Source organism: Methylobacterium sp. 1A (assembly GCF_058072805.1).
Window position 1 is genome coordinate 2,715,305 of the sequence record NZ_JBYQVE010000001.1, and the last position, 26,034, is coordinate 2,741,338.

At 72.5% G+C, this 26,034-nt stretch carries 21 protein-coding genes and 1 other RNA gene; 17 read left to right on the top strand and 5 right to left on the bottom strand.

Annotated features, from left to right (window positions below; all coding sequences use genetic code 11):
• Positions 1-20 precede the first annotated feature (20 nt).
• Genes rfbB through rfbA form a run of 3 tightly spaced genes read left to right on the top strand, consistent with a single transcriptional unit; the run spans position 21 to position 2,871 of the window.
• A complete protein-coding gene (rfbB, locus tag ACX9MN_RS13285; RefSeq protein ID WP_056534093.1) occupies positions 21-1,070 on the top strand; it encodes a dTDP-glucose 4,6-dehydratase in 1,050 nt (349 codons plus the stop codon).
• Positions 1,070-1,975 carry a dTDP-4-dehydrorhamnose reductase gene (rfbD, locus tag ACX9MN_RS13290; protein ID WP_489724678.1) on the top strand — a complete coding sequence of 302 codons (906 nt, stop codon included), beginning with the start codon at positions 1,070-1,072 and terminating at the stop codon, positions 1,973-1,975. The genes rfbB and rfbD overlap by 1 nt, the downstream gene beginning before the upstream one ends.
• Positions 1,972-2,871 carry a glucose-1-phosphate thymidylyltransferase RfbA gene (rfbA, locus tag ACX9MN_RS13295; protein WP_056534087.1) on the top strand — a complete coding sequence of 300 codons (900 nt, stop codon included), beginning with the start codon at positions 1,972-1,974 and terminating at the stop codon, positions 2,869-2,871. Before rfbD ends, rfbA begins: the two co-directional genes overlap by 4 nt.
• Before the next feature lie 42 nt (positions 2,872-2,913).
• On the opposite strand, the gene ACX9MN_RS13300 is transcribed toward rfbA, so the two are convergent.
• On the bottom strand, positions 2,914-3,180 hold the full coding sequence (locus ACX9MN_RS13300) for a hypothetical protein (RefSeq protein ID WP_331298934.1): 267 nt from the start codon (positions 3,178-3,180) through the stop codon (positions 2,914-2,916).
• A 169-nt stretch (positions 3,181-3,349) separates the two neighbouring features.
• Here ACX9MN_RS13300 and ACX9MN_RS13305 point away from each other — a divergent pair, with 169 nt between their 5' ends.
• Genes ACX9MN_RS13305 through ACX9MN_RS13320 form a run of 4 tightly spaced genes read left to right on the top strand, consistent with a single transcriptional unit; the run spans position 3,350 to position 7,813 of the window.
• Complete coding sequence (locus ACX9MN_RS13305) at positions 3,350-4,447, top strand: OpgC family protein (RefSeq protein WP_489724679.1); 1,098 nt, start codon at positions 3,350-3,352, stop codon at positions 4,445-4,447.
• Positions 4,408-5,280, top strand: a complete 873-nt coding sequence (locus tag ACX9MN_RS13310) for an SGNH/GDSL hydrolase family protein (protein WP_447696117.1) — start codon at positions 4,408-4,410, stop codon at positions 5,278-5,280. The genes ACX9MN_RS13305 and ACX9MN_RS13310 overlap by 40 nt, the downstream gene beginning before the upstream one ends.
• Before the next feature lie 56 nt (positions 5,281-5,336).
• Complete coding sequence (locus ACX9MN_RS13315; protein ID WP_489724680.1) at positions 5,337-6,677, top strand: lipopolysaccharide biosynthesis protein; 1,341 nt, start codon at positions 5,337-5,339, stop codon at positions 6,675-6,677.
• On the top strand, positions 6,674-7,813 hold the full coding sequence (locus ACX9MN_RS13320) for a GNAT family N-acetyltransferase (RefSeq protein ID WP_489724681.1): 1,140 nt from the start codon (positions 6,674-6,676) through the stop codon (positions 7,811-7,813). The genes ACX9MN_RS13315 and ACX9MN_RS13320 overlap by 4 nt, the downstream gene beginning before the upstream one ends.
• Positions 7,814-8,120: 307 nt before the next feature.
• On the opposite strand, the gene ACX9MN_RS13325 is transcribed toward ACX9MN_RS13320, so the two are convergent.
• A complete protein-coding gene (locus ACX9MN_RS13325) occupies positions 8,121-8,405 on the bottom strand; it encodes a hypothetical protein (protein WP_482960396.1) in 285 nt (94 codons plus the stop codon).
• A gap of 169 nt (positions 8,406-8,574) precedes the next feature.
• On the opposite strand from ACX9MN_RS13325, the gene ACX9MN_RS13330 reads away from it, so the two are divergent.
• Entirely contained in the window at positions 8,575-8,829 is a 255-nt protein-coding gene (locus tag ACX9MN_RS13330) for a hypothetical protein (protein ID WP_026605077.1), read from the top strand.
• A gap of 10 nt (positions 8,830-8,839) precedes the next feature.
• Here ACX9MN_RS13330 and ACX9MN_RS13335 read toward each other — a convergent pair whose 3' ends face one another.
• The 3 genes from ACX9MN_RS13335 to ACX9MN_RS13345 form a co-directional block, all read right to left on the bottom strand.
• Positions 8,840-11,137 (bottom strand): PAS domain-containing sensor histidine kinase, encoded by a 2,298-nt coding sequence (locus ACX9MN_RS13335; protein ID WP_244540790.1) that lies wholly within the window; start codon positions 11,135-11,137, stop codon positions 8,840-8,842.
• Positions 11,138-11,390: 253 nt separating this feature from the next.
• A complete protein-coding gene (gene pepN, locus ACX9MN_RS13340) occupies positions 11,391-14,015 on the bottom strand; it encodes an aminopeptidase N (protein ID WP_489724682.1) in 2,625 nt (874 codons plus the stop codon).
• Positions 14,016-14,120: 105 nt separating this feature from the next.
• The gene (locus ACX9MN_RS13345; RefSeq protein ID WP_489724683.1) at positions 14,121-15,248 is read right to left on the bottom strand and encodes an acyltransferase family protein; all 1,128 of its coding nucleotides are present in this window, start codon (positions 15,246-15,248) and stop codon (positions 14,121-14,123) included.
• A gap of 419 nt (positions 15,249-15,667) precedes the next feature.
• Between ACX9MN_RS13345 and ACX9MN_RS13350 the strand changes: the two genes are divergently transcribed.
• The 9 genes from ACX9MN_RS13350 to murD all read left to right on the top strand — a co-directional run bounded on the left by ACX9MN_RS13350 (position 15,668) and on the right by murD (position 26,033).
• On the top strand, positions 15,668-16,108 hold the full coding sequence (locus ACX9MN_RS13350) for a VOC family protein (RefSeq protein ID WP_056534063.1): 441 nt from the start codon (positions 15,668-15,670) through the stop codon (positions 16,106-16,108).
• A gap of 51 nt (positions 16,109-16,159) precedes the next feature.
• Positions 16,160-16,558: RNase P RNA component class A (rnpB, locus tag ACX9MN_RS13355), an RNA gene on the top strand.
• A 427-nt stretch (positions 16,559-16,985) separates the two neighbouring features.
• Positions 16,986-18,050 carry a 16S rRNA (cytosine(1402)-N(4))-methyltransferase RsmH gene (rsmH, locus tag ACX9MN_RS13360; RefSeq protein WP_489724684.1) on the top strand — a complete coding sequence of 355 codons (1,065 nt, stop codon included), beginning with the start codon at positions 16,986-16,988 and terminating at the stop codon, positions 18,048-18,050.
• Positions 18,047-18,460 carry a cell division protein FtsL gene (ftsL, locus tag ACX9MN_RS13365; RefSeq protein ID WP_012319332.1) on the top strand — a complete coding sequence of 138 codons (414 nt, stop codon included), beginning with the start codon at positions 18,047-18,049 and terminating at the stop codon, positions 18,458-18,460. Before rsmH ends, ftsL begins: the two co-directional genes overlap by 4 nt.
• A gap of 54 nt (positions 18,461-18,514) precedes the next feature.
• Positions 18,515-20,359, top strand: a complete 1,845-nt coding sequence (locus tag ACX9MN_RS13370; RefSeq protein ID WP_376738867.1) for a peptidoglycan D,D-transpeptidase FtsI family protein — start codon at positions 18,515-18,517, stop codon at positions 20,357-20,359.
• A 24-nt stretch (positions 20,360-20,383) separates the two neighbouring features.
• The gene (locus ACX9MN_RS13375) at positions 20,384-21,841 is read left to right on the top strand and encodes a UDP-N-acetylmuramoyl-L-alanyl-D-glutamate--2,6-diaminopimelate ligase (RefSeq protein WP_489724685.1); all 1,458 of its coding nucleotides are present in this window, start codon (positions 20,384-20,386) and stop codon (positions 21,839-21,841) included.
• Between the two features lie 19 nt (positions 21,842-21,860).
• On the top strand, positions 21,861-23,309 hold the full coding sequence (locus tag ACX9MN_RS13380) for a UDP-N-acetylmuramoylalanyl-D-glutamyl-2,6-diaminopimelate--D-alanyl-D-alanine ligase (RefSeq protein WP_489724686.1): 1,449 nt from the start codon (positions 21,861-21,863) through the stop codon (positions 23,307-23,309).
• A 68-nt stretch (positions 23,310-23,377) separates the two neighbouring features.
• Positions 23,378-24,463, top strand: a complete 1,086-nt coding sequence (gene mraY / locus ACX9MN_RS13385; RefSeq protein ID WP_012319328.1) for a phospho-N-acetylmuramoyl-pentapeptide-transferase — start codon at positions 23,378-23,380, stop codon at positions 24,461-24,463.
• Positions 24,464-24,668: 205 nt separating this feature from the next.
• Positions 24,669-26,033 (top strand): UDP-N-acetylmuramoyl-L-alanine--D-glutamate ligase, encoded by a 1,365-nt coding sequence (gene murD, locus ACX9MN_RS13390; protein ID WP_489724687.1) that lies wholly within the window; start codon positions 24,669-24,671, stop codon positions 26,031-26,033.
• Position 26,034: the final 1 nt, after the last annotated feature.

Sequence of the window (26,034 nt, forward strand, 5' to 3'; positions counted from 1 at the left end):
ATCCGAAGAGGTAATCCGCCATGCGCATCCTGGTGACCGGAGGCTGCGGCTTCATCGGCTCGGCGCTGGTGCTGCACCTCGTCAACGATCTCGGCCACGACGTCTGCACCCTCGACGCGATGACCTACGCGGCCAACCCGGTCTCGCTGGCGCCGCTCGCCGACAACCCGCGCCATCGCCTGGTCGAGGCCGACATCTGCGACCGCGCCGCCGTGCAGAAGGCCTACGCGGACTTCAAGCCCGAGGCGGTGATGCACCTGGCCGCCGAGAGCCACGTCGACCGCTCGATCACCGACCCGGGCGCCTTCGTGCGCACCAACGTGATCGGCACGCAGACCATGCTGGACGGCGCCCGCGGCCATTACGAGACGCTGCCGGAGGCCGAGAGGAAGACCTTCCGCTTCCTCCACGTCTCCACCGACGAGGTCTACGGCTCGCTGCCGCCGGACGCGTTCTTCACGGAGGAGAGCCGCTACGATCCGCGCTCGCCCTACTCGGCCTCGAAGGCGGCCTCCGACCACCTCGCCCGCGCGTGGCACGAGACCTACGGCCTGCCGGTCCTGGTGACCAACTGCTCGAACAATTACGGGCCGCGTCACTTCCCCGAGAAGCTGATCCCGCTGATGATCCTCAACGCCCTCGAGGGCAAGAAGCTGCCCGTCTACGGCGACGGCCTGAACGAGCGCGACTGGATCCACGTGGAGGACCACGCCAAGGGCCTCGTGGCCGTGCTGGAGCGCGGCCGGATCGGCGAGACCTACCTGCTCGGCGGCCGCGCGGTACGCAACAACCTCGCGGTGGTCAAGGCGCTGTGCGCCGCCTTCGACCGGCTGCGCCCGCAGGGCGCGCCGCACGAGCAGCTGATCAGCTTCGTGGCCGACCGCCCGGGCCATGACCGGCGCTACGCGATCGACTGCACCAAGGCCGAGACCGAGCTCGGCTGGCGCCCGCAGAAGACCTTCGAGCAGGCGCTGGAGGAGACCGTGGCGTGGTACCTCGGCAACGAGGGCTGGTGGCGCCCGATCCGCGAGGGCCGCTACAAGGGCGAGCGCCTGGGGCTTAACGGCTGATGGACGTCCTCGTCCTCGGCGGCGCCGGCCAGGTCGGCACCGAGTTGCAGGCCCTGACGTGGCCGGACGGCGTCACCGTCCACGCGCCGGGCCGTGCGGACCTCGACATCACCGACGCGGACGCCGTCGCGGCGGCGCTCGCCGCCCGCGCCTACCGGGCGGTGATCAACACCGCCGCCTACACGGCGGTCGACAAGGCCGAGTCCGACGTCGTCGCGGCGTGGCGCCTCAACGCGCTGGCCCCGGCGATCCTGGCGGCCGCGACCGCCGCCAAGCGAATCCCGCTGGTGCACGTCTCGACCGACTACGTCTTCGCCGGGACCAAGCCCGACGGGGCCTACGCGCCCGACGCGCCGATCGACCCGCAGAGCGTCTACGGTGCCAGCAAGGCCGCCGGCGAGCTGGCGGTGCGCACCGGCAACCCGCGCCACGCCATCATGCGGACCGCCTGGGTGGTGAGCCCGCACCGGGGCAACTTCGTCAAGACGATGCTGCGGCTCGCGGCCGAGCGCGACGCCCTGACCGTGGTGAACGACCAGCACGGGTGCCCGACTTCGGCCGCCGACCTCGCCGCGGCCCTCGCGACGATCGCGCAGGCCATGGCCGCGGATCCGGAGGCGCCGACCGGCACGTTCCACTGCGTGAACCGGGGCGACACCACGTGGTGCGGCTTCGCCGAGGCGATCGTGGCGGGCTCGGCCCGGCGCGGCGGGCGCTCCGTGCCGGTCAAGGGCATCCCGACATCCGCCTACCCGACACCGGCCCGGCGGCCGGCCAATTCGCGCCTGTCCACCGACAGCCTCACGGCCGCCTACGGCATCGCGCCGCGGCCCTGGCAGGCGGCGCTCGACGACATCCTGGACCGGCTCGTCGGGCCGGTCTCAGAGGGAGTTTCCAAGCCATGAAGGGCATCGTTCTGGCCGGCGGATCCGGCACGCGCCTGCACCCGGCCACGCTGTCGATCAACAAGCAGCTCCTGCCGGTCTACGACAAGCCGATGATCTACTACCCGGTCTCGGTGCTGATGCTCGCCGGCATCCGCGAGATCCTGATCATCTCGTCGCCGGAGCACCTCGACAACTACAAGCGCCTGTTCGGCACCGGCGAGCAGTTCGGCCTCAAGTTCTCCTACGCCCTGCAGCCGCGGCCGGAGGGCCTCGCCCAGGCCTTCGTGATCGGGCGCGACTTCGTCGGCGACGACGACGTGGCGCTGATCCTCGGCGACAACCTGTTCTTCGGCGCCGGCATGGGCGAGCTCCTGGAGCGCGCGTCGAGCCGCAAGCAGGGCGCGACCGTCTTCGCCTACCACGTCGACAACCCCCAGGCCTACGGCGTCGTCAACCTCGACAAGTCGGGGCGGCCGACGAAGATCGTCGAGAAGCCGCAGAACCCGGAATCGACCTGGGCGGTGACCGGCCTGTACTTCTACGACAACCAAGTGCTCGACATCGCCGCCGACGTGAAGCCCTCGGCCCGGGGCGAGCTGGAGATCACCAGCGTCAACGAGGCCTACCTGCAGCGCGGCCAGCTGCACGTGGAGCGCATGTCGCGCGGCTACGCGTGGCTCGACACCGGGACCCACGACAGCCTGCTGGAGGCGAGCGAGTTCGTCCGCACCTTGCAGAACCGGCAGGGCCTGCAGGTGGCGTGTCTCGAGGAGATCGCCTACCTGCAGAAGTTCATCACCCGCGACCAGCTCGTGGCCCGCGGCGAGATGTTCGCCAAGACCGCCTACGGGCAGAACCTGCTGCGCCTCTCCCGCGAGAGCGAGGACGACCTGCGCCTGCGCCGCGGCAAGTAGCGCCGCCGGCGGCGCGGGGTCGCCACCCCGTCGCTGCCCCCCTTATCGGGGGGCGCAGCCGATGCAGATGCCGCGCATGAGCTTGTCGTTCTTCGCCTCGCGCGGCGTCCGCACGCGCCGGTCGTCCGGCGTCTCGGCACCGGCGCCGCGGCTCGGCGGCATGACGCGGCCGACCGACGAGGTGTTGGGGGCGGTCGCCGTGGAGGCGGGGCCGCCGCCGGTGCCGGTCTGGGCCTGAGCCAGCGCGGGGCCGGTCGCCAGGACCGGCAGGAGGATCGCGAGGCCGAGGGCGGTGAGGGGGCGGGTCATGGGTGCGGAACTCCGTGCCGGGCCATAACGCGGGTGTGACCGTCCGGTTCGATCGGGCCGCGCGATCCCCACCTTTGTTCGCCTTTGCAGAAGCGATGCGGCGCCGTATCAGGGGCCGCGTTCCCGCCGCCGCCATCCTGATGCGTCGAAACTCGGAGCCGCCGCGACGATGCGGGACCCCAACGCGATCGACTTCTGGCGCGGCTTCGCCCTGATCACGATCTTCATCAACCACATCCCCGGCAACACCTTCGAGCGCTACACCTTCTCGCAGTACGGCATCTCGGACGCGGCCGAGCTGTTCGTGTTTCTGGCCGGCTGGTCGATCGGGATCGCCACCCGCGGGCGAGACGGCAACCCGGAGCCGCCGGGCCGGAGCGTCGTGCGGCTCCTCGCCCGCACCGTCGAGGTCTACCGGGCGCAGCTCACCGTGATGCTGCTGGCGCTCGCGATCATCGCGGGGGCGGCGCTGCTGCTCGACAACCCGCTGATCCTCGAGTGGCACAATGCCGGCAATTTCTTCGCGGACCCGATCCAGTCGGTCTGCGGGATGGCGCTGCTGACCTACCAGCTCGGCTACTTCAACATCCTGCCGCTCTACGTGCTGCTGATCGGCATCGCGCCCGTCTTCGTCCTGGTCGGCCGCTTCAGCCTGCTCGGGGCCCTGGGCCTGTCCGTGAGCGTCTATCTCGCGAGCCTCGTCTTCGGGTGGAACGTCCCGTCCTGGCCGGGCGAGGGCGACTGGTTCTTCGATCCGCTCTGCTGGCAGCTCCTGCTCGTCCTGGGCTTCGTCCTGCAGGGCTGGAACCTCCGCTCCGACGCCCTGCGCCGCTGGTCGCGGCGCCTGATCCCGGCGGGCGTCGTGATCGTTATCCTCGGGATCGTGCTCGCCGTGACGGAGATCCGCCCGGATCCGATGCTCGTTCCGGAGCCGCGCCTGCTGTTCACGTTCGAGAAGACTTACCTGACCCCGGCGCGACTGGTTCATTTCCTGGGGGTATTGTTAGCGTTTGCACCGCTTTACGCGGTGCTCGCCCCCCGAATCGGCCGCGTCGTCGGTTATCTGAGTCAGATGGGCCGGAATTCACTGGCTGTCTTCTCGATGGGCTCGATCCTGAGCCTGATCGGACAGCTCGTGCGTTTCCAGACGGGCGGCGGCGCGCTGATCGATATGCTGGTCGCCGGCTCGGGCCTGGTCGGGCTGGGGTTTACGGCATGGTTCGTCGAATGGCGCAGCCGCAGCAGATCGTCGCGACCCCGCGCATGACGCGGGCCCGGCTCGCCGCGGCGCTGGCCGCGCTCCTGCTGTCGGGCCCCGCCGGCGGCGCGGCCGCGGCCGAGCAGGCCGCCGGCCCCGTGGCGGACGATCCGGCCCTGTCGCAGGAATGCCGGGTCCCGGGGGCGCAGCTCTACAGCGTCGCCCAGCTCGGCGCCGTCAAGGCGGCGCTGGCGGAGAACCGTCCGCTCAAGATCCTGGCGATCGGCGGCAGCGCGGCGCCGGGCGCCTCGGCCTCCTACCCGGCCAAGCTCGAGGCCGCGCTGGAACACGCCCTGCCGAAGGTCGACGTGGTGATCGACCACCGCGGCCTGCCGGGCGAGATCGCCTCCGGGGCCGCCGAGCGCCTGCGCACCATGGTGGCCGAGGCCGAGCCCGACCTCGTCGTCTGGCAGGTCGGCACCCACGACGCCATCGCCCGCGTCGACGTGGACGCCTTCGCGAGCGCGCTGGCCGAGGCCGTGGGCTGGATGCGGTCGCACGGGATCGACGTGGTGCTGGTCGACCCGATCTACACGGCCAGCATGGCGGCCGACGTCGACTACAACCGGATCGTCGAGGCCGTCCGGAGCGTCGCGACCCAGCAGGGCGTACCGCTGGTCCGGCGCTACGAGGCCCTGCAGTACCTGTCGCGCCGCAGCGACAAGGGCGAGGGTCACATGCTCGGCCGCCAGTTCCGGCTCAACGACCTCGGCCTGCGCTGCATGGCCGAGCACGTGGCGCTGACGATCGCCACCTCGCTGATGCGGACCGAGGCGCCCAAGGAGCCCAAGGCGGCCCCGGCCCAGCCGCCCTTAACCGAGCCGCAACGCGCCCCGGGCTAGACCGGACGGCCAGAGATCGGCCTCCCGCCGAGTTCGGGACCGGCGCGGAGCGCGTAGTGTCAGCCACGGCCCTCCCTGTCCTCGCGCTCCGGCACCTCCGGGCGCTGCGCAGCGGCCCGCAGCGGGCGGCCCTGACGGTCTTCGCGATCCGCGTGGGGTCGGCCGGCTTCGCCTACGGCGCCCAGGTGCTCGCGGCGCGGCTGATGGGCTGGGACGCCTACGGGATCTTCGCGTCGGTCTGGGTCTGGACCGCGATGCTGGGCCACACCCTGACCCTCGGCCTCTCGCAGGGCGCCTGCCGGTTCGTGCCGGGCGACCAGGCGCAGGGCGACCTCGACCTCGCGCGCGGCTACATCCGGGCCGGCGCCCTCGTGACAAGCGGGGCGGCGCTCGCCGTCGCCTGCCTCGGCGCGGCGCTGCTCGCGCTCGAGCCGGACCTGTTCGCCCCCGCCTACTGGGCACCGATCCTGGTCGCGCTCTGCGTGATGCCGCTCTTCGCGCTCCAGGACTACCTCGAGGGTGTGGCGCGCAGCCAGAACTGGGTCGGGCTCGCCATCGCGCCGCCCTACCTGCTGCGCCAGACTCTGATGATGGCCTGCATGGTCGCGGCGATCCTGCTCGGCGCGCCGCCCCGGGCCGAGGTCGCGATGGCCTGCATGCTGGTCGCCGCCGCGGTCGCGACCGCCCTGCAGGCCGCCCTCCTCGCCGCGCGGCTCCGGCGGGAGCTGCCGGCCGGGCCGCACCGCTACCGGTGGCGCACGTGGCTCGGCACGGGCCTGCCGATCGCCGCGATCGACCTCGCCAATGCCGGCTTCACCTTCGTCGACGTGATCGTGCTCGGCGCCCTGGTGAGCCCGGCCGAGGTCGGGATCTACTTCGCGGCGACCCGCATCCAGCAATTCGTGGTGTTCGTGCACTACGCGGTCAGCGCGGCGACGCTCCAGCGCTACAGCGCCGCCCAAGCGCAGGCCAACCGCTTCCTCCTCGCCGAGCTGGTCCGGCGCCAGGGCCGTCTGACGGCGGCCGCGACGCTCGTGGTCGGCGGCGCGATCCTGGCCGTCAGCCCCCTGCTGCTGGCCATGTTCGGGCCGGGTCTGGGCGACAGCGTGCCGATCCTGTGCATCCTGATCACCGGCAGCGTCGGGGCGAGCCTGTTCGGCCCGGGCGAGGATCTGCTGACCATGCTGGGCGGGGAGCGGCTCTGCGCCGGCATCACGGCGGGGAGTCTCCTCGCCGCCGCCGGCCTGTGCCTCGCCCTGGTCCCGGCGCTCGGGACGCTCGGCGCGGCCGTGGCGGTCGCGGTGGCGAGCGTGGGCCGGGCCGCCCTGCTCGCGCGCGCCGCGGGGCGGATCCACGGGCTTCCGACCCCGGTCTGGGCCGCCGGAGCGGTCCGATGATCCCGGCGAGCCCCCTCCGCGCGCCGTCCGGAGCCGTCGTCACCCTCGGCGACGCGCCGGAGCCGGAGGCCTGGGACGCGCTGGTCGCGGCGGCCGCCGCGGCGCACCCGCACTTCTCCCGGCACGTCATCGAGGCCCATCGGACCGCCGGGCTGCTGCCGGAGGCCCTCCGCTACGTCACGGTCCGCGCGGGCGACTGTCTCGTCGGGCTGCTCCCGTACCGTGAGGCCCGGGACCTGACGGGCCTTGGCGGCCGGGTCCTGCGGCCCTTCCTCTCGCCCTACGTGACCGCCACGGCTCCCCTGGTCGCCGACGGTCCGGACCGGGCCGCGCACGCGCTGGCCCTGGTGGCCGGCCTCGAGGCCGCCTCCGGCGGATGCCCCTGGCGCTGGCCGCTGCTGCCGACCGGGGAGGGCGCCGTGCCGGAGATGCTCGCGGCGATGCGCGCGCGCGGCTGGGCCATCGGCACGGTGGCGGGCTTCGACCGCCCGGTCATGGACCGGCGCGCCGACCACGCGGCGTTCCTCGCCGACCATCCCGGCCGGGCGCGCTTCAAGGATCTGCGCCGCCGGGCGCGCCGCCTGTCGGAGACCGGAACCGTCGCCCACGCGTGCGCCACGGGCGGATCGGACCTCGCCCGCCTCGTCGCGGCCTTCCTCGACCTGGAGCGCGCCGGCTGGAAGGGGCAGGCCGGCACCGCCATGGCCTGCCGGCCCGAGGGCGCCGCGCTGGCCAGGGCGCTGTTCAGCGCGGTTCCGGGCCCGGTCGCCGTCCGGGCCGACGCGCTGACCCTCGACGGCCGGCCTGTCGCCGTCAGCCTCGCCCTGGTCAGCGGCGGCACCGCGACCCTGCTGAAGACCGCCTACGACGAGGATCTGCGCGGCCACGCCCCGGGCCTGCTGCTCGAGGCCGAGATCGTGCGGGCCTGCCACGAGACCGGCTTCGCCGACCGGCTCGACTCGGCGACGCTGGAAGGATCGGCGCTGGAAGGTCTCTACCGCGACCGGGTTCCGGTCGCCGAGATCATCGCGGTCCCGCCCGGTCGACAGGTGATCTCGCTGGAGCGGCGCCTCCGGCTCGCCCGGTTCGAGCGGGACGCGCGCGCGGCCGCGAAGCGGGCCCTGCGGCGGCGCTAGGGCCGGTTCAGCGCGTTCCGCACGCGGCGCTGGTCCCCTCTCCCGTGCGGGAGAGGGACAGGGTGAGGGATCGGGTCTGTCCGAACGAAGCGCAGTCTGGCCGACCGGCAATGGCGCGCTCGACCGAGAGGCCTCTTGTCCCTCACCCCAACCCTCTCCCGCACGGGAGAGGGGGCGATGGCGCGGCTGTCGCGTTCGGAGCCGCCGCCCTATCAAACCGTTCCAGAGCGATCGGGACAGGTTCTCGCGCCTCAACCCCATCCTCTCGCGGCGAGTCCACGGCGCCCTGAAACCGCGGTGCGGCCCGCTACCGGCCCCGGTACAGACCGTCGCCCTGCACCCGATCGTAGACGCCGTGCCCGGTCCGGGCACGATAGGCGCGGCCGGCGATCGCGCCCGGGGTCGGCGGCGTGCCGGGCTGCGCGAAGCTCGTCTCGGGCCGGTAGGCCGGTCCCCAGCCGATCTCCTCGTCGCCCGCGGGATCCTTGCCCGGGAAGCCCGTGACGTAGCCCGTGCTCTGCGCGAGCGCGGGCCCGGCGGCGAGCCCGAGCAGGAGCGCCAGCGTGCAGCGGTACGTTGTCCTGAATCGCATCGGCCGTATTCTCCAGTCCGGTCCGCCGGGCGGACCACCTGCGGGGCAAACCCGGATCCGGAACGGGGGGTTTTCCGGCGTGTACTCATGCCGCGGGCGAGACGGCGGGCGGGCTGTTGGGAATTCCGGCCGGCCGCGGGGGCGGGCGATGATCGCGGAGGCGGGCGTCATGGACGACTGGAAGGCGGGGCTCCGGGCGGAAATGCGGGCCATCGACATCGCCACGGGCGAGGCGGCCTCGGCGCAGCTGCCGGACCTGCTGCGACGCCTGAGCCGGCATCAGGCCGGTCTCGGCGGCAACCCGGTCCTGTCGCTGTACCGGCGCTGGCGCATCCGGCGCCTGGCACGCGCCGTCGCGGACGCGCGCTGGCACGCGGAACAGGGCCGCCTCGCACGCCGCGGCGGGCTCGATCCGCGTCCGTGAACGGTCCCGCTCAGGCGGCGGAACGGCCCGCCCGCGGCGCCTCGCGCCTGACAATCGTGGAATCGGCCGTCGCGGAAGGGGCCGAGCCGGCCGGTACGACGGCCTCCGGGCGCTCGGCCGGCGTGGCCGGCAGGCGGACGAGCACGATGGTGCCCACCGTCTCCTCGGAGCGGATCCGCAGCGAGCCGCCGTGGAGCTCGACCATCGAGCGGGTGATGGCGAGGCCCAGGCCCGAACCCTTGTGGCACCGGGTCATCTGCCGCTCGACCTGCGTGAAGGGCCGGCCGAGGCGGGCGAGGTCGGAAGTCGGGATGCCGATGCCGTTGTCCTCGATATAGAGGTGGGTGCACGCGCCGGCGCGGCGGCCCCGGACGGCGACGCGGCCGCCGGCGGGCGTGAACTTCACGGCGTTCTGCACGAGGTTGGCGAGGATCTGCCGGATCGCCTGCGGATCGGCCAGCAGCTCGAGGCCGGGCACGACGTCGACGCTGACGGTAATCGCCTTCTCGCGGGCGGCCGCCTCGACGGGCGCGAGGGCCGCGCTGATCGCGGTCTCGGCGGAGATCGCCCTGGGGCTCAGGCGCACGCGCCGGGCCTCGAGCCGGGCCATGTCGAGGATGTCGTCGATCATGGACAGCAGGTGTGAACCGCTCTCGCGGATGTCGCGGCAATACTCGGTGTAGCGCGGGGTGCCGAGCGGCCCGAGAACCGCGTTCTCCATCACGTCGGCGAAGCCGATGATGGCGTTGAGCGGCGTGCGCAGCTCGTGGCTCATATTGGCCAGGAACTCGGCCTTGGCCTGGTTGGCCGCCTCGGCGGCCGCCTTCTGGTCGAGGTAGCGCTCGGCGAGGTCCGCGAGCTGCTGGGTCTGGAGTTCGAGGGTGCGGCGGGACCGTTTGAGGTCCTTGACGGTCTCGATCAGCTCGCGCTCGGAGGCGAGGAGCTGCTCCTGGTTGCGCTTCAGGCTGGTGATGTCGGTCCCGACCGACACGTAGCCCCCGTCCTTCGTGCGCCGCTCGCTGATCTGCAGCCAGCGGCCGTCGGCGAGTTCCGCCTCGAAGGTGCGGGCGGCCATGTCGGTCAGCGCCATCCCGGCCTCGGGCGATTCCCGCCGGACCTGGGGCAGCACGCCGCGTCCCATCACGTCCGTGTAGCTCCGGCCCGCCTGCGCATCCTCGGGGCTCAGGGCGTGGAGGTGGCGGAATTTCGAGTTGCACAGGACCAGGCGGTTGCCGGTATCCCAGAGCACGAAGGCTTCCGAGATCGCCTCGACGGCGTCGCGCAGGCGCATGTCGGCCGCGGCGTTGGTCTCCTCCAGGGCCCGCTGCTCGCTGATGTCGTTGGCGATGCCGACGAGGTGGCGGCCGCCGTCGGCGGCGTCCGCCACGACCTCGGCGCGGGCGCGCAGCCAGACGTAGGCCCCGTCGGCGCCGCGCATGCGGAAGGCGTGATCGATATGCGTCTGGTTGGCCGCGAGCCCCCGGGCGAGGCTGTACAGGTCGCCGTCGTCGGGATGGACGAGGCCGTTGACGTCCCCGAACGAGAGGTACTCGTGCTGCCGCCTGTAGCCGAGCAGCGTGTACATCGAATCGGACCAGTAGATCCGGCCGCGCGCGATGTCCCAGTCCCACAACCCGCAGGCGCCCCGGCGCAGGGCGGTCTCCAGGCGGCCGCGGATCTGCTCGCGGGCCCGGTCGGCGCGGGCGGCCTGGCGGGTCTGCAGGCCGTAGGCGAGCCCGACTCCGACGATCACGATCGCGGCGGCGGCGATCAGGACGATCTGGTCGCGGGTCCGGGCGCTCCAGCCACGCAGCAGCGGCTCGATGGGCTGGAGCACCGCCACCTGTCCCGCGCCGCCGGGCAGGCTGTGCACCGCGGCGAGCACGCTCTCGCCGCCGGGAAGCTCGAGGGCCATCGCGCCGGCGCGCTCGCCGAGGCCGGAGAGCGGCTCGCTCTCGCCGAGCACCGCCGAGAGGGTCGTGCGGTCGGCCGGCAGCGGCGGATGGGCGGCGACGATGCGGGTGTCGGGGCGGACCACCAGCAGGCGGCGGCCGGGATGCCGCTCGCTCTCGGGCATCAGGGCGCGCAGGTCCTCCGCCACGGTGCCGGCCGGATCCACCGCCCGCGCGGCCAGACGGGCGAAGCCTTCGACCTCGGCCTTCGCGCCCGCCAGGATCTCGGCACGCTGGCCCTGGATATGGAGGGTGGCGAGCCCGACGAGGCAGGCCAGGAACACCGCGAGCGTTCCCGGCACGGCGTAGCGCAGCCAGCGCTCGGCCTGGCCGAGCCGCGGATCCCGGCTCCGCATGGGCCACGAGATCGTGAGACTCGAATCCGCACGCGCGGAGAAGGAAGCGGAAGCCGCCTCCGGCATGGCCGAACCTCGCCCGTGGGAACTGTGATCCGGTGTGGGCACCCGGCCCCCGAAGGCCCCCCGAATCTGACTGAATACAATCACTTCGGGGGGCAGTTTGTCCACGGATTTTTTACCATAAGGGCTTGACGGAACCCAGGTGTTGCCCGGGAGCCCGAGAATCGATTTCTACCGCAGGTTCAGACGGTTAGCCGCCTCCGAGGGTGCGCGCGAGGATGTCGGCGGTGTCCCGGGAAAGCCCCGGGATCGCCTTGATCCCATTCAGCATTTCGACCGCTTTGGCGCCGCGTGATTTTTCCAGCCGGCGCCAGGATCCGAAGGCCGTGAGGAGCCGTGCGGCCACCTGTGGGTTGGTCGAATCGAGCGCCGCGACCGTCTCGGTCACGCGGGCGAATCCCGCCCCGTCCCGCCGGGCGAACTGGGTCGGGTTGCCGAACGCGAAGCTCCCGATCAGCGCCCGCACGCGGTTCGGGTTGGTCATGGTGAAGGCCGGGTGTTCCTGCAGCCGCGCGATCCGGTCGAGGGTGCCGGGCTCGGGGATCTGGGCCTGGAGGGCGAACCACTTGTCGAGGACCAGGGGCTCGTCGGCGTAGCGGGCCGCGAACTCCGCGAAGGCGGCCTCGCGGGTCTCCCCCGGGATCAGCGCCAGCGTGCCGAGGGCCGCGAGCCGGTCGGTCATGTTGGTGGCCTCGGCCAGCCGCGCGGCGGCGCGGGCGGCCCCCTCCCGGGGATCGCCGGCGGCGACCAGGTCGAGGGCCGCGTTGCGGAGCGACCGGCGCCCCGCCGAGGCGGCGTCGGGGCTGTAGGGCGCACCGGCCACCGGCGCGAGCGCCGCGTCGATCGATTCGAGCCGCGGCCGCAGGGCCTGGCCCAGATGCGCCCGCAGGTTGAATCGCGCCCGGTGGATCGCGTCGGGATCCACGTCGGCCGGCACCGCGTCGGCGGCCTCGCCCTCGCTCGGCAGCGCCAGGACCAGGGCCGCGAAGGCCGGGTCGGCCAGGGCCTCGTCTTCGAGGAACTGGCCGAGTGCCGCGGCGAACGCCTCCGTCCGATCGGCGTCTGGCTCGAGGATCAGCCGCAAAGCGACGTCCTGCGCGGCCTGCCAGCGGTTGAACGGGTCGCTGTCCTGCGCGAGGAGCCGCATCCGCTCCGCGTCGGTCAGGGCGAGGTCGAGCCGCACCGGGGCGGAGAAGTCGCGCAGGAGCGAGGGGACCGGCTCCTCGGCGACCGCGTCGAACACGATCTCGGCCTCGGGGCGGTCGAGCACGTAGACGCCGTCCCGCACGTCCGGGCAGGTCGCGCCGGTCAGCGACCCGGACGCCCCGACCAGCCCGAGGGCCACGGGGATCACCAGGGGCGGCCCGTCGGGCTCCGCGCCGCCGCCGGGCAGGCTCTGGGCGAACCGGAGGGTGTAGCGGGCGGCGGCCGGATCGTACGCGGCCGCGACGGCGAGGCGGGGCGTGCCGGGACGCTCGTACCAGCGGGCGAAGGCGCCGAGATCGCGCCCGGTCACCGCCGCGAAGGCCGCCAGGAAGTCCTCGACGGTGGCGGCGCGGCCGTCATTGTCGGCGTAGTACCGGTCCATGCCGGCCCGGAAGGCCTCGGGACCGATCAGCGTCCGCAGCATCCGGACGATCTCGGCGCCCTTGTCGTAGACGGTCGCCGTGTAGAAGTTGTTGATCTCCGCGTAGGCCCGCGGCCGCACCGGGTGCCGCAGCGGCCCGGCATCCTCGGGGAACTGGCGCGCCCGCAGGGAGCGCACCTCGGCGATGCGGTGCACCGGCCGGGAGCGCATGTCGGATGAGAATTCCTGGTCTCGGAAGACCGTGAGACCCTCCTTCAGGCAGAGCTGGAACCAGTCCCGGCACGTGACGCGGTTGCCGGACCAGTTGTGGAAGTACTCGTGCGCGATGATCGCCTCGATCGCCGCGTAGTCGCCGTCCGTCGCGGTCTCGGGACTCGCCAGGACGTATTTGTCGTTGAAGATGTTGAGGCCCTTGTTCTCCATGGCGCCCATGTTGAAGTCGGACACCGCGACAACGTTGAACACGTCGAGGTCGTAGGCGCGGCCGAAGGCGGTCTCGTCCCAGGCCATGGAGCGGATGACGGCGTCGAGGGCGTAGCCCGCCCGGTCCTCCTTGCCGGGCTCGACGTAGACCGCGCAGGTGACGGGGCGGCCCTCCATCGTGGTGAAGCGCGTCTCGACCTTCCCGAGCCGACCGCCCACGAGGGCGAACAGGTAGGCGGGCTTCGGGTGGGGATCGTGCCAGATCGCGAAGTGGCGGTCCGGCCCGGCCGCGCCGGTCTCGACGGGATTGCCGTTGCCGAGCAGGACCGGCGCCTCGGCCCGGTCGGCCTCGATGCGCGTGGTGTAGACCGACAGCACGTCCGGCCGATCGAGGAAGTAGGTGATCCGGCGGAAGCCGTCCGCCTCGCACTGGGTGCAGTAGACGCCGTTCGACCGGTAGAGGCCCATCAGCTTGGTGTTGGAGGTCGGATCCACCTCCGTGACGAGACACAGCGCGAAGGGCCGCTGCGGCGGATCGCGGAGGACGAGGCCGGACGGCGTCGCCGCGTAGGCGTCGGGCGCCAGCGGCGCGCCGTCGAGCGCGACCGAGACCAGCCGGAGATCGTCGCCGTCGAGGGTGAGCGGCGCCGCCGGCACGCCGGCCGGGTTCGGCCGCAGCGTCAGCGTCGCGTCGACGCGGGTCGCGTGCGGGTCGAGACGGATGTCGAGGTCGACGCGATCGATCAGGTAGTCGCTGGGCCGGTATTCCTCGAGGCGGATCAGCGGCGGCGTCTCGGTGCGCATTCGGCTCACTCCGGGTGCGGGGCGGGCCCGTTCTGGTCCCTCGGAGCGCGCGGCGCAACGATCGGAGCCGTCGAAACGGCCGGCGTGGCGCGGTCCTCGCCCGGCTCAGAGCCCCGGGGCGGGGCGGCCCTCCGCGCGGAGCGGCCGCTCGAGGCCGACCCTGTCGAGCGTGGCGGACAGGCGGGCGCGGACGAACGGCTCGGCCCAGCGCATCACGGCGTAGCTCAGCAGGAGCATGGCGCAGCACGCGGCCACGAGCGCCGCGTAGGGCGGAACCCCGCCGCCGACGAGGCGGTGGATCAGGGCGGCACCGTTGACGTTGTGCAGGAGGTAGAGCGGGTAGGTCATCAGTCCGATCCGTCGGGCCAGCGCGCAGCCCCGCTCGCCGAGCCGCGCGCGGAGCCACGCGTTGCCGAGCACGCTGGCCACGATCATCAGGACGCAGCCCGCGAAGACGAGGCGCGGGAGGAGCGGATCCTCGCTGCGGCCCATCTGGAACAGGAACGACCCGGCCGCGTCACCGATCTCGACGAGCGCCCCGACGGCGCAGACGGCGATCACGCAGAGCCGACCGGCCGTCGGCCCCTTGACGAGCGACAACCACAGGAAGACGCCGAGCGCGAAGAAGCAGCCGTGGCGCAGGAGCGTCAGCTCGGCCACGCGGTTCGCCGCCAGGGCGGGGAGGTTCGGCACGGCCAAGGTCGCGACCCAGAAGAGGGTGCTCACACCGCCGACCACGGCGCAGACCGGGCCGATGCTCCGGAATCGCCCGAGCCGCAGCAGCGCGAAGACGAGTGCGTAGAAGGCGATCTCCACGCCGAGGGTCCAGTAGACGCCGTCCAGCCACGGCTCGACCGGAACGAACAGGACGCAGTCGAGATAGGCCCGCAGCACGTGCCGACCGGACCCCATGCGGCCGATGGCGAGCGAGACCAGGGCGGTGAGCGTGGCGCAGATCCAGACCGCCGGCACGAGGCGCAGGATGCGGCTGCGCAGGAAGGCGCGCGCGGTCGCGTGCTCGGCCGAGTAGGCGATCACGAAGCCCGAGATGACGAAGAACAACTCGACCCCGATCCATCCGAACCACGTCCAGGCGAACAGGCCGGGGTAAGCTGCGGCGGAGTCGAAGGCACGCCCGGCCGTCGAGAGCGGCGCCTGCCACGCGTAGGCGCCGAGATGAAAGACCATGACCAGCATTGCGGCTAGGAATCGTGCCGCATCGAGACCGATCATCTGTGCATCATGCTTGCCGCCCTCGGATCCCTGCGTCCTCATCACGGCCCCCGACGTTCGAAACCGCTCTCATCATCCCACCGAGTAAGACGAATCCGTCGCAGCCGGGCTACATCTTGCTGGGTAAGACGCGCCCATACTTTCGGCCGAAGGGTCTCTCCTCCGGCGGATCGGGAGTTCGCGGCGGGGCCGACGGGACGCAAGCGGCGCGAGGCCCGCCGCCAGGCCGACGATGCCGGGGGCTGCCGAAACGCCCGCCCGGTCGGCTCGACGGGGTCCGACCGCGCGAACGCCCGGGCCCGATTGTCCCGAGTCTGTATCGGACGGCCTTCTCACCGCCGGACCGGCCGCTAGCTAGCGGGGCGAGTCAGCCGGAGCGGGCCGGTGGTCCGTCTTCGAAGAGAACAGGACAGGATCCGATGGAATTTCTGCACACCATGGTCCGGGTCGCCGACCTCGACCGGGCACTCGCCTTCTACGTCGACACGTTCGGCCTGAAGGAGGTGCGCCGCGTCGAGAACGAGAAGGGCCGCTTCACCCTCGTCTTCCTCGCCGCGCCCGGCGATGTCGAGCGGGCCTCAGCGACCAAGTCGCCCTTGATCGAGCTCACCTACAACTGGGATCCGGAAACCTACTCGGGCGGGCGCAATTTCGGCCATCTCGCCTATCAGGTCGACGACATCTACGGCTTCTGCGCCAAATTGCAGGAGAAGGGCGTCACCATCAACCGGCCGCCGCGCGACGGCTACATGGCCTTCGTGAAGTCGCCGGACGGCATCTCCATCGAGATCCTCCAGAAGGGCGGCGCCAAGGAGCCACAGGAGCCGTGGAAGTCGATGGAGAACACCGGCACCTGGTAGCGGGCCCGCGCCCTTGACCCGGACGGCCCCGCGGGCGCATCTGCCCGCGGATCAGCCGGCCGGGCGGCCGCTCCGGACGCGCGAGCGTTCGGGGAGGAAAGTCCGGGCTCCATGGAGAGACGGTGCCGGATAACCTCCGGCGGGGGCGACCCCAGGGACAGTGCCACAGAGAGCAGACCGCCCCGGATCCGTCCGGGGTCAGGGTGAAAGGGTGCGGTAAGAGCGCACCGCGGACGCGGCAACGCGGACGGCACGGCAAACCCCACCGGGAGCAAGACCGAATAGGGGCGGCGCGCCCTTCGCGAGAAGGGCAGGCCCGCTCTCCAGGCCAGTCGCCCGGGTTGGTTGCTCGAGGCGATCGGCGACGATCGTCCCAGAGGAATGGCTGCCACGCCGGCGCGCGCGAGCGCTCCGGCCCTACAGAACCCGGCTTACAGGCCGGCTGATCCACTTCCCGATAAGACTTGCACCTGCAAGGCTTTATCGCCCCGCCGGCGTTCCCGCGCGGACGGCCGGCGCGCCGAAGATTCCGCGGCGGTAAAAACCTTCGGTTAACCTTGCCGGGTTCAGATCGGTCCGCGCGGCAGTGCCAAGCTTGTGCGTTGACGATCCTCCGAGGCCCATGATACCCGGCATCCTCCCGTCAACGGCGTGTATCGGATCGCCGGGCGCACCCTGCCATCGCGCAGGTCCCGTCCGTGCGCGGCGTCTTGCGCGCTCCGCATCCGGTGCCGTTCCCGTCACGCGCGCCGCGCTCGCGCGGCCCGGCACAGGGCACCATGAGACGCACGAGCCGCATCCGCGCCCGGGTTTCCGGGACGCGCCGACAATCCGCCCATCCGCGCGCGCCACGGCGCGCCGGCGCGTCGAGGCGGCCATGAGCCGGCGCCGCTCCTCCCCCGAGAGTTCGCCCCGCTACGGCGGCGGCGATGCGGCGGCTGAACCGCACGTCCCCGTCCTCCTCGCGGAAGTCGTCGACGCGCTCGGCACCGCGGGCGGGATCGCGGTCGACGGCACGTTCGGTGCCGGCGGCTACACCCGCGCGCTCCTCGCGGCGGATCCGGCCCTGCAGGTCGTCGCGATCGATCGTGACCCCACGGCCATCGCGGGCGGACAGGCGCTCGTCGCGGAGTCCGGCGGGCGCCTGCGCCTCCTCTCCGGCCGCTTCGGCGACCTCGACAGCCTCCTCGCGGAGGCCGGCATCGCGCAGGTCGACCGGGTCGTCCTCGATATTGGCGTCTCGTCGATGCAGCTCGACGCGCCGGAGCGGGGCTTCTCGTTCCGCAGCGACGGCCCCCTCGACATGCGCATGGCCTGCGACGGGCCGAGCGCCGCCGACCTTGTGAACGAGGCCGACGAGACCGTTCTGGCCGACATCATCTACCATTTCGGCGAGGAGCGGCGCTCGCGCGCGGTCGCCCGGACCATCCTCGAGGCGCGGCGCCGCGGGCGGATCGAGACCACCGCGCAGCTGGCCGAACTCGTCGCCGGCGTGGTCCGGACCGAGCCCGGCAGCCACATCCACCCGGCGACGCGGACCTTCCAGGGCCTGCGGATCGCCGTGAACGACGAGCTCGGCGAGCTGGTCCGTGCCCTGCACGCGGCCGAGCGCGTGCTCAGGCCCGGCGGCCGGCTCGCCGTCGTGACGTTCCACTCGCTCGAGGACCGCATCGTCAAGCAGTTCTTCGCGGCGCGCAGCGGCCGCTCCGCGCAGGGCTCCCGCCACCTGCCCGGGGGCCCGGTCGACACCGTCCGCAGCTTCCGTCCCGTCACGAAGGGCCCGGTCCTGCCGGGCGAGGCCGAGACCGCCCGCAACCCGCGCGCGCGCTCGGCCAAGCTCCGGGCCGCGGAGCGCACCGAATCCGACGTTCCCGAGCCGCTGGCCGCGCTGACCGCGCTGGCGAGCCTGCCCGACGCGGCCCGCGGAGGCCATCGCCGATGATCCGCCTCCTGAACCTGCTGGCGGTGGCCGGCCTCGTCGCCTCGGCGATCTACGCCTACTCGATCAAGTACGACACGCTCTACCAGGGCGGTCAGGTCTCGAAGCTCCAGACCGCGCTGCACAAGGAGCGGCAGGCGATCGCCGTGCTGCGCGCCGAGTGGCAGCTCCTGACGCGGCCCGACCGGCTCCAGGCGGCCGTCGACAAGCATCTCGCCCTGGAGCCGATCGGCACCAGCCACTTGGCGCGCCTCTCGGATCTGCCCGCCCGGCCGGAGCGCGGCGACGAGATCGGCCGTCTGCTCGCCGCCACGGCGACGCCCAAGGACAAGGGCGCGATCGAGCCGCGCACGACCGGCTCGATCACCCGCACCGTCACCACGACCCGCACCCCGACGACGGCTTCGAGGTAAACCCCCGTGTCCGATCACGCCGACGAGACCCTAGACCCGGCGGTCGAGCCCGCCGTGTCGGACCACGAGGCGGCGCTGCTCGAAGCCGCCGCGCTGGCGCATGCCGCCGGCGCGCCGCGCCCCCTGGAGGAGGAGGCGCGCGAGCCCGAGCCGCGCGCCGACCGCGCCAAGGCGCTCCTGCGCAGCATGTTCCGGCTGGCGATCGAGCGCTCGCACCTGCGGGTCGCGATGGTCGGGCTGGTCTTCGTCGGCGTGTTCGGGACGATCTCGGCCAAGCTCCTGATGATGGCGATCTTCGGGGAGCCGCCCAGCCAGGAACACCGGGTCGCGGCCGCGTCCTCGACCGCCTTCCGGCCCGACATCATCGACCGCAACGGCGAGATCCTGGCCACCGACATCCGCACGGTCTCGGTCTTCGCCGAGCCGGGCAACATCTACGACAAGGACGAGGCGGTCGAGCTGCTCACCGCCGTCCTGCCGGAACTCAACGCCTCCGAGCTCCGCGCCAAGCTGACGCAGCGCAAGGACAAGAAGGGCGCGGGCTTCGTCTGGGTGAAGCGCGAGCTGACCCCGAAGCAGCAGGCCGAGGTCCACCGGCTCGGCATCCCCGGCATCGGCTTCCTGCCAGACCACAAGCGGGTCTACCCGAACGGCGTCGCGGCCGCCCACATCCTGGGCGCGACGAACCTCGACGGCATCGGCATCGCCGGTATGGAGAAGTACATCGACTCAACCGGGCTGCAGGCCCTCAACAGCTTCGGGCTGATCAACAAGCAGGCCGACCTGAAGCCGGTGCAGCTCTCGCTCGACCTGCGCGCGCAGTTCGCCGTGCGCGACGAGCTGGCCTGGGGCATCGACCACTTCAAGGCCAAGGCCGGCGCCTCGATGATCCTCGACGTGAAGACCGGCGAGGTCATCGCGCTCGTCTCCATGCCGGATTTCGACCCGAACGACCCCAAGGACGCGCTCTCGCCCGACCGCATCAACCGGATGAATGTCGGCGTCTACGAGATGGGCTCGACCTTCAAGGCGATGACCCTCGCCATGGCGCTCGATTCCGGCAAGTACAACGTCAACTCGACCTTCGACACCCGGGGCGGCGTGCTCAACTGGGGCCGGCAGAAGATCCACGAGTACCACGGCACGAACCGCGTCATCACCATGCCGGAGGTGTTCACCCACTCCTCCAACATCGGCTCCGCCAAGATGGCGCTCGGCGTCGGCGTGCCCGGCCACAAGGCCTTCCTGAAGAAGATGGGCCTGCTCGACCGGCTGCGCACCGAGCTGCCGGAGAGCGCGGCGCCGATCGTCCCGTCGCGCTGGACCGAGATCAACACCATCACCATCGCGTTTGGCCACGGCATCGCGGTGGCGCCGATCCAGGCCGCGGCCGCGGTGGCGGCCATCGCCAACGGCGGCGACCTGATGACGCCCACATTCCTCAAGACGACACCGGAGGCGGCGCGGGCGCGGGCCACGCACGTCCTCTCGGGCCAGACCTCCGAGGCGATGCGCTACATCATGCGGCTCAACGCGGCCGAGGGCTCGGCCAAGAAGGCGGCGGTCCCGTACTACTTCGTCGGCGGCAAGACCGGCACCGCCGAGAAGGTCATCGGCGGCCGCTACATCCACAACCGCCTGTTCACGACCTTCATGGCGGCGGCGCCGATGAACGATCCGAAGTACCTGTTCGTGACGATCATGGACGAGCCGCAGGGCCTGCCGGAATCGGGCGGCTACGCCACGGCGGCCTGGAATTCCGGCGTGGTCACCGGCAAGGTGATCGAGCGCGTGGCGCCGATCCTCGGCCTGCCGCCGCAGTTCGAGCCGCCGGTGAGGCCGTTCCCGCAGATGGTCAAGCTCAACGCCTACCACGTCAACCAGCTCGGCGGCCCGTGAGATCGGATCGATGAGGGTGCAGCGATGAGCGCGCGGCTCGCCGACCTCTTCCCCGAGGCTGCTGGCCCCGCCGCGGACCTGACCGTCTCGGACCTCACGGCCGACAGCCGGCAGGTCGCGACCGGCACGGTGTTCGTCGCCGTTCCCGGCACGAAGGCCGACGGCCGACGTTTCGCCGCGCAGGCCGCGCAGCGCGGCGCCGCCGCGGTCGCGGGGGAGGGGACTCGTCCCGCCGACCTGCCCGACGCGGTCGCCTGGATCCCGGTCGCCGACGCGCGCCGGGCGCTCGCCCTCGCGGCGGCCCGCCTCGCGGGCCCGCAGCCCGAGACCGTGGTGACGGTCACCGGCACCGCCGGGAAGAGCTCGGTGGCCGACTTCGTCCGCCAGATCCTGGCGCGTCTCGGCCGCGACTCCGCGAGCCTCGGCACCGTCGGCGTCGTCACCAACCGCGGCGCGCAGTACGGCTCCCTCACGACCCCGGACCCCGTGACGCTGCACCGGATGCTGGCGCAACTCGCCGCGGACGGCGTCACCGACCTCGCCATGGAGGCGTCCTCCCACGGGATCGAGCAGCGCCGGCTCGACGGCGTGCGCCTCGACGCGGCCGGCTTCACCAATCTCGGCCGAGACCATCTCGATTATCACGCGAGCATCGAGGAGTACCTCGCGGCCAAGCTACGCCTCTTCACGGACCTACTCCCGCCGGGCCGCCCGGCCATCGTCAACGCCGACGGCGCTTACGCCGAGCGCGTCATCGCCGCCGCCGCGGCCGCTGGCCGGCCGGTCCGCACGGTCGGGCGGGGCGGCCGGGACCTGCGGGTCGAGGCGGTCCGCACGGAGGGGTTCGCGCAGGTCGCCCGGATCCTGTTCGCGGGCCGGGCCCGGGAACTGCGCCTGCCGCTCGTCGGCGAGTTCCAGGTCGAGAATGCCCTGGTGGCGGCCGGCCTCGCACTGGCTACCCCGGCGGGGGCGGCCGATCCCGACGGCGTCCTGGCGGCCCTCGACCATCTCACCGGCGTCCCCGGCCGCATGGAGCGGATCGGCGAGGCACGGGGCGGCCTCTGCCTCGTCGACTACGCCCACAAGCCCGAGGCCCTGGAGAGCGTGCTCGCCGCGCTCCGCCCCTTCGCTTCGGGCCGGCTGATCGTGGTCTTCGGCTGCGGCGGCGACCGCGACCGGGGCAAGCGGCCGCTGATGGGCGCCATCGCGCAGCGGCTCGCCGACGTCGTCATCGTCACGGACGACAACCCGCGCACCGAGGACGCGGCCGCCATCCGCCGGGCCATCCTGGACGCGGCGCCGGGCGCCGAGGAGATCGGCGACCGGTCGGAGGCGATTCACAGCGCCGTCGACCGGCTCGGGCCGGGCGACGTGCTGGTTGTGGCCGGCAAGGGTCATGAAACCGGCCAGATCGTGGGAGATCGCACGCTGCCGTTCTCGGACCACGCGGTCCTGCGCGCCGCGATCGCCGCGGCGGCCTGAGGACGACGGGGGACCGACGATGACCGCACTCTGGACGCGGGAGGAGCTGGAATCCGCGACGGGCGGCCGGTTGGCCGGCGCCGGGCGCGCGATCGGCGGCGCCTCGATCGACACCCGCACGCTCCAGCCCGGCGACCTGTTCTTCGCGATCCGCGGCGACACCCGCGACGGCCACGACTTCGTCCCCGACGCCCTGGGGCGCGGCGCCGGCGCCGCCGTGGTGAGCGCCGCGCGCGCCGAGGCGCTCGCGGTCCACGGCCCCGTCCTGGCGGTGCCCGAGGGGGGCGCCGACCCGGTTCTCACCGCGATGGTGCGCCTCGGTGCCGCCGCCCGGGACCGGACGCGCGCGCAGGTCGTGGCGGTCACGGGCTCGGTCGGCAAGACCGGGACCAAGGAGGCCCTGCGCCACGTCCTGTCCGAGCAGGGCGAGACCCACGCCTCGGCGGCCTCCTACAACAACCACTGGGGCGTGCCCCTGACCCTGACGCGGATGCCGCGCTCCGCGCGCTACGGCGTGTTCGAGATCGGCATGAACCACGGCGCCGAGATCGTGCCGCTGACCGCGCAGGTCCGGCCGGACATCGCGCTGATCACCACGATCGCGCCCGCCCATATCGAGCATTTCGCCTCGCTGGCCGCGATCGCGGACGCGAAGGGCGAGATCTTCTCCGGGCTCCAGCCCGGCGGCGTCGCCATCCTGAACCGCGACGCCCCGCATTTCGACCGCCTGGCCGCCCACGCCCAGGCCTCCCGGGCGGGCCGGGTGGTGACCTTCGGCGAGCACGCGGATGCCGACGTCCGCGCCCTGAGAATCGTGCTGCGGCCCAACCTGTCGGTGATCGACGCGGTGGTGATGGGCCAGCCCGTCACTTACAAGCTCGGCACCGCCGGCCGGCACGCGGCGCTGAACTCGCTGGGCGTCATGGCGGTGGTCCACAGCCTCGGGGCCGACCTCGCCCGTGCGGCCCTGTCGCTCGGCGGCCTGACGCCGCCGGCGGGACGCGGCGAGCGCACCGCCCTCGAGATCGGCGGCGGCACCGCCTACCTCGTGGACGAGAGCTACAACGCCAATCCCGTCGCCGTCCGCGCGGCGCTGGCGACCCTGGCGGGGATCGAGACCGGGCCCCGCGGCCGCCGGATCGCGGTGCTGGGCGACATGCTCGAGCTCGGCGCCGCCGCGCCCGACCTGCATCGCGGCCTGGCGGAGGCGATCGAGGCGGCCCGGGTTGACCTCGTCTTCACGGCCGGTCCGCTGATGCGCCACCTGTTCGAGGCCCTGCCGGTGAGCCGCCGCGGCGCGGTGGCCGACACCGCGGCCGACCTGCTCGAGCCGCTCGCCCGGACCCTGCGGTCCGGCGACGCCGTCATGGTGAAGGGATCGAACGGCAGCCGCATGGGCCGGATTGTCGAGGCGCTGAAAGCCCGCTACGCGGTCGATCCGACCCGGCGGACCCAGGCCGTCCCGTGACCGGCACGCCTGCGCGTGCGGCGCCGTCCCCCGAAACCTGAGCCTGAACAAGGGGGCCGAGCGCCCGGATGCTGTACCTTCTCTCGGACCTGAGCAGCAGCTTCACGCCGCTCAACGTGTTCCGCTACATCACCTTCCGCACCGGCGGCGCGCTGTTCACGGCGGGCCTGTTCGTGTTCTGGTTCGGGCCCTGGATCATCTCGCTGCTGCGGATCCGCCAGGGCAAGGGCCAGCCGATCCGCGAGGACGGGCCGCAGACCCATCTGCTGACCAAGCGCGGCACGCCGACCATGGGCGGCCTGATGATCCTGGCCGGCGCCGTCGTGGCGATCCTGCTCTGGGCCAACCCGCGCAACCACTACGTCTGGGTGACGCTGACCGTCACCCTCGGCTTCGGCGCGATCGGCTTCTACGACGACTACCTCAAGGTCACGAAGCAGTCGCACAAGGGCTTCTCGGGCAAGTTCCGCCTCGCCCTCGAGGCGGTGATCGCCATGGCGGCCTGCGTGACCATCGCGGTCTACTCGCCCGCCGCGCTGCAGAACCAGCTCGCCTTCCCGGTGTTCAAGGACGCGCTGCTGAACCTCGGCTGGTTCTACCCGCTGTTCGGCGCCTTCGTGATCGTCGGGGCGGGCAATTCCGTGAACATGACCGACGGCCTCGACGGCCTCGCGATCGTGCCGGTGATGATCGCCTGCGGCACGTTCGGCTTCATCGCCTACCTCGTCGGCAACTCGTTCACCGCCAGCTACCTGCAGGTGAACTACGTCCGCGACACGGGCGAGCTCGCCGTCGTCTGCGGCGCGGTCATCGGCGCCGGGCTCGGCTTCCTCTGGTTCAACGCGCCGCCGGCCCAGATCTTCATGGGCGATACCGGCTCCCTGGCGCTGGGCGGCCTGCTGGGCTCCATCGCGGTGGCGACGAAGCACGAGATCGTCCTGGCGATCGTCGGCGGCCTGTTCGTGCTGGAGATGATGTCGGTGATCATCCAGGTCGCGTCGTTCAAGCTCACGGGCAAGCGCGTCTTCCGCATGGCGCCGATCCACCACCATTTCGAGCAGAAGGGCTGGAAGGAGCCGCAGGTCGTGATCCGCTTCTGGATCATCGCGGTGATCCTGGCGATGGCCGGCCTGGCGACGCTGAAGCTGCGCTGAGAAATCGTGCTAGAGGGGCGGCCTGAGAGGTCGATCCGATCCTCGCCCTCGTCCTGAGGCGCGGCCGCGGAAGGGAGCCTCGAAGGAGGCTCCCGGCCGGCCGCGCGATCCCGGGAGCCCGCCTTCGGGGTCGCCGAGGCGGGGCGCCCGGGACGAGGGTCCGGTTCGGGTCGGCCGGGTCCGGCCGCCGCATCCAGAGTTCCGCATGACACCCGTCACCGTCTTCCAGGACAAGACCGTCGCCCTGTTCGGGCTCGGCGGCTCGGGGCTCGCCACGGCGCTGGCGCTGAAGGCCGGTGGCGCGGGCGTGCAGGCCTGGGACGACAATGCCGACAGCCTCGCCCGCGCGCGGGAGGCCGGCATCGAGACGCGGGACCTGCGCGCGGCCGACTGGTCCGCGTTCGCCGCCTTCGTGCTGAGCCCGGGCGTGCCGCTGACCCATCCCGAGCCGCACTGGAGCGTCCGGCTCGCCCGGGATGCCGGCGTCGAGATCATCGGCGACATCGAGCTGTTCTGCCGGGAGCGGCGGGCGCAGGCGCCGGGGGCGCCGTTCGTGGCGATCACCGGGACCAACGGCAAATCGACCACCACGGCGCTGATCGCCCACGTGCTCGCGCAGGGGGGCCGCGACGTGCAGATGGGCGGCAACATCGGCACCGCGATCCTGTCGCTGGAGCCGCCGGCCGCCGACCGCGTCCACGTGATCGAGATGTCGTCGTTCCAGATCGACCTGACGCCGAGCCTCGACCCGAGCGTCGGCGTGCTGATGAACATCACGCCGGACCATCTCGACCGGCACGGCACGATGGAGCAGTACGCGGCCATCAAGGAGCGTCTGATCCAGGGCGCCGGCCTCGCGGTGGTCGGCGTCGACGACGCCCCGAGCCGCGCCATCGCGGACCGCCGCGGCGCCGACCTCGTGCGTGTCCACGTGCCCCACGGCGACGTGCTGTGCGCCGACGCGCTGACGGTGCGCGACGGGATCGTCCGGGAGCCGGACGGGACGGCCCTCGCCGACGTCAACGGGATCGGCTCGCTCCGGGGGGCGCATAACTGGCAGAACGCCGCGGTGGCGGTGGCCGTCGCGCGGGCCCTCGACCTGTCGCCGGAGCAGATCCAGGCCGGCCTGACCTCGTTCCCGGGCCTGCCGCACCGGATGGAGGAGGTCGGGCGGCGCGGCCACGTGCTGTTCGTCAACGATTCCAAGGCGACGAACGCGGATTCCACCGAGAAGGCCCTCACCGCCTTCCGGGACATCCACTGGATCCTCGGCGGCAAGGCCAAGGAGGGCGGGATCTTCCCGCTGGTGCCGTATTTCGAGCGGGTCGCGCACGCCTACCTGATCGGCGCGGCGTCGGACGCCTTCGCGGCGACCCTGGAGGGCGCCGTGCCCTACACGCGCTGCGAGACCCTCGAGAACGCCGTCCCGAAGGCCGCCGAGAACGCCGCCGCCTCGGGCGCACCGGAGCCGGTGGTGCTCCTGTCGCCGGCCTGCGCGTCCTACGACCAGTTCCGGAACTTCGAGATCCGCGGCAACCGCTTCCGCGAGCTGGTTCAGGCGCTGCCCTGAG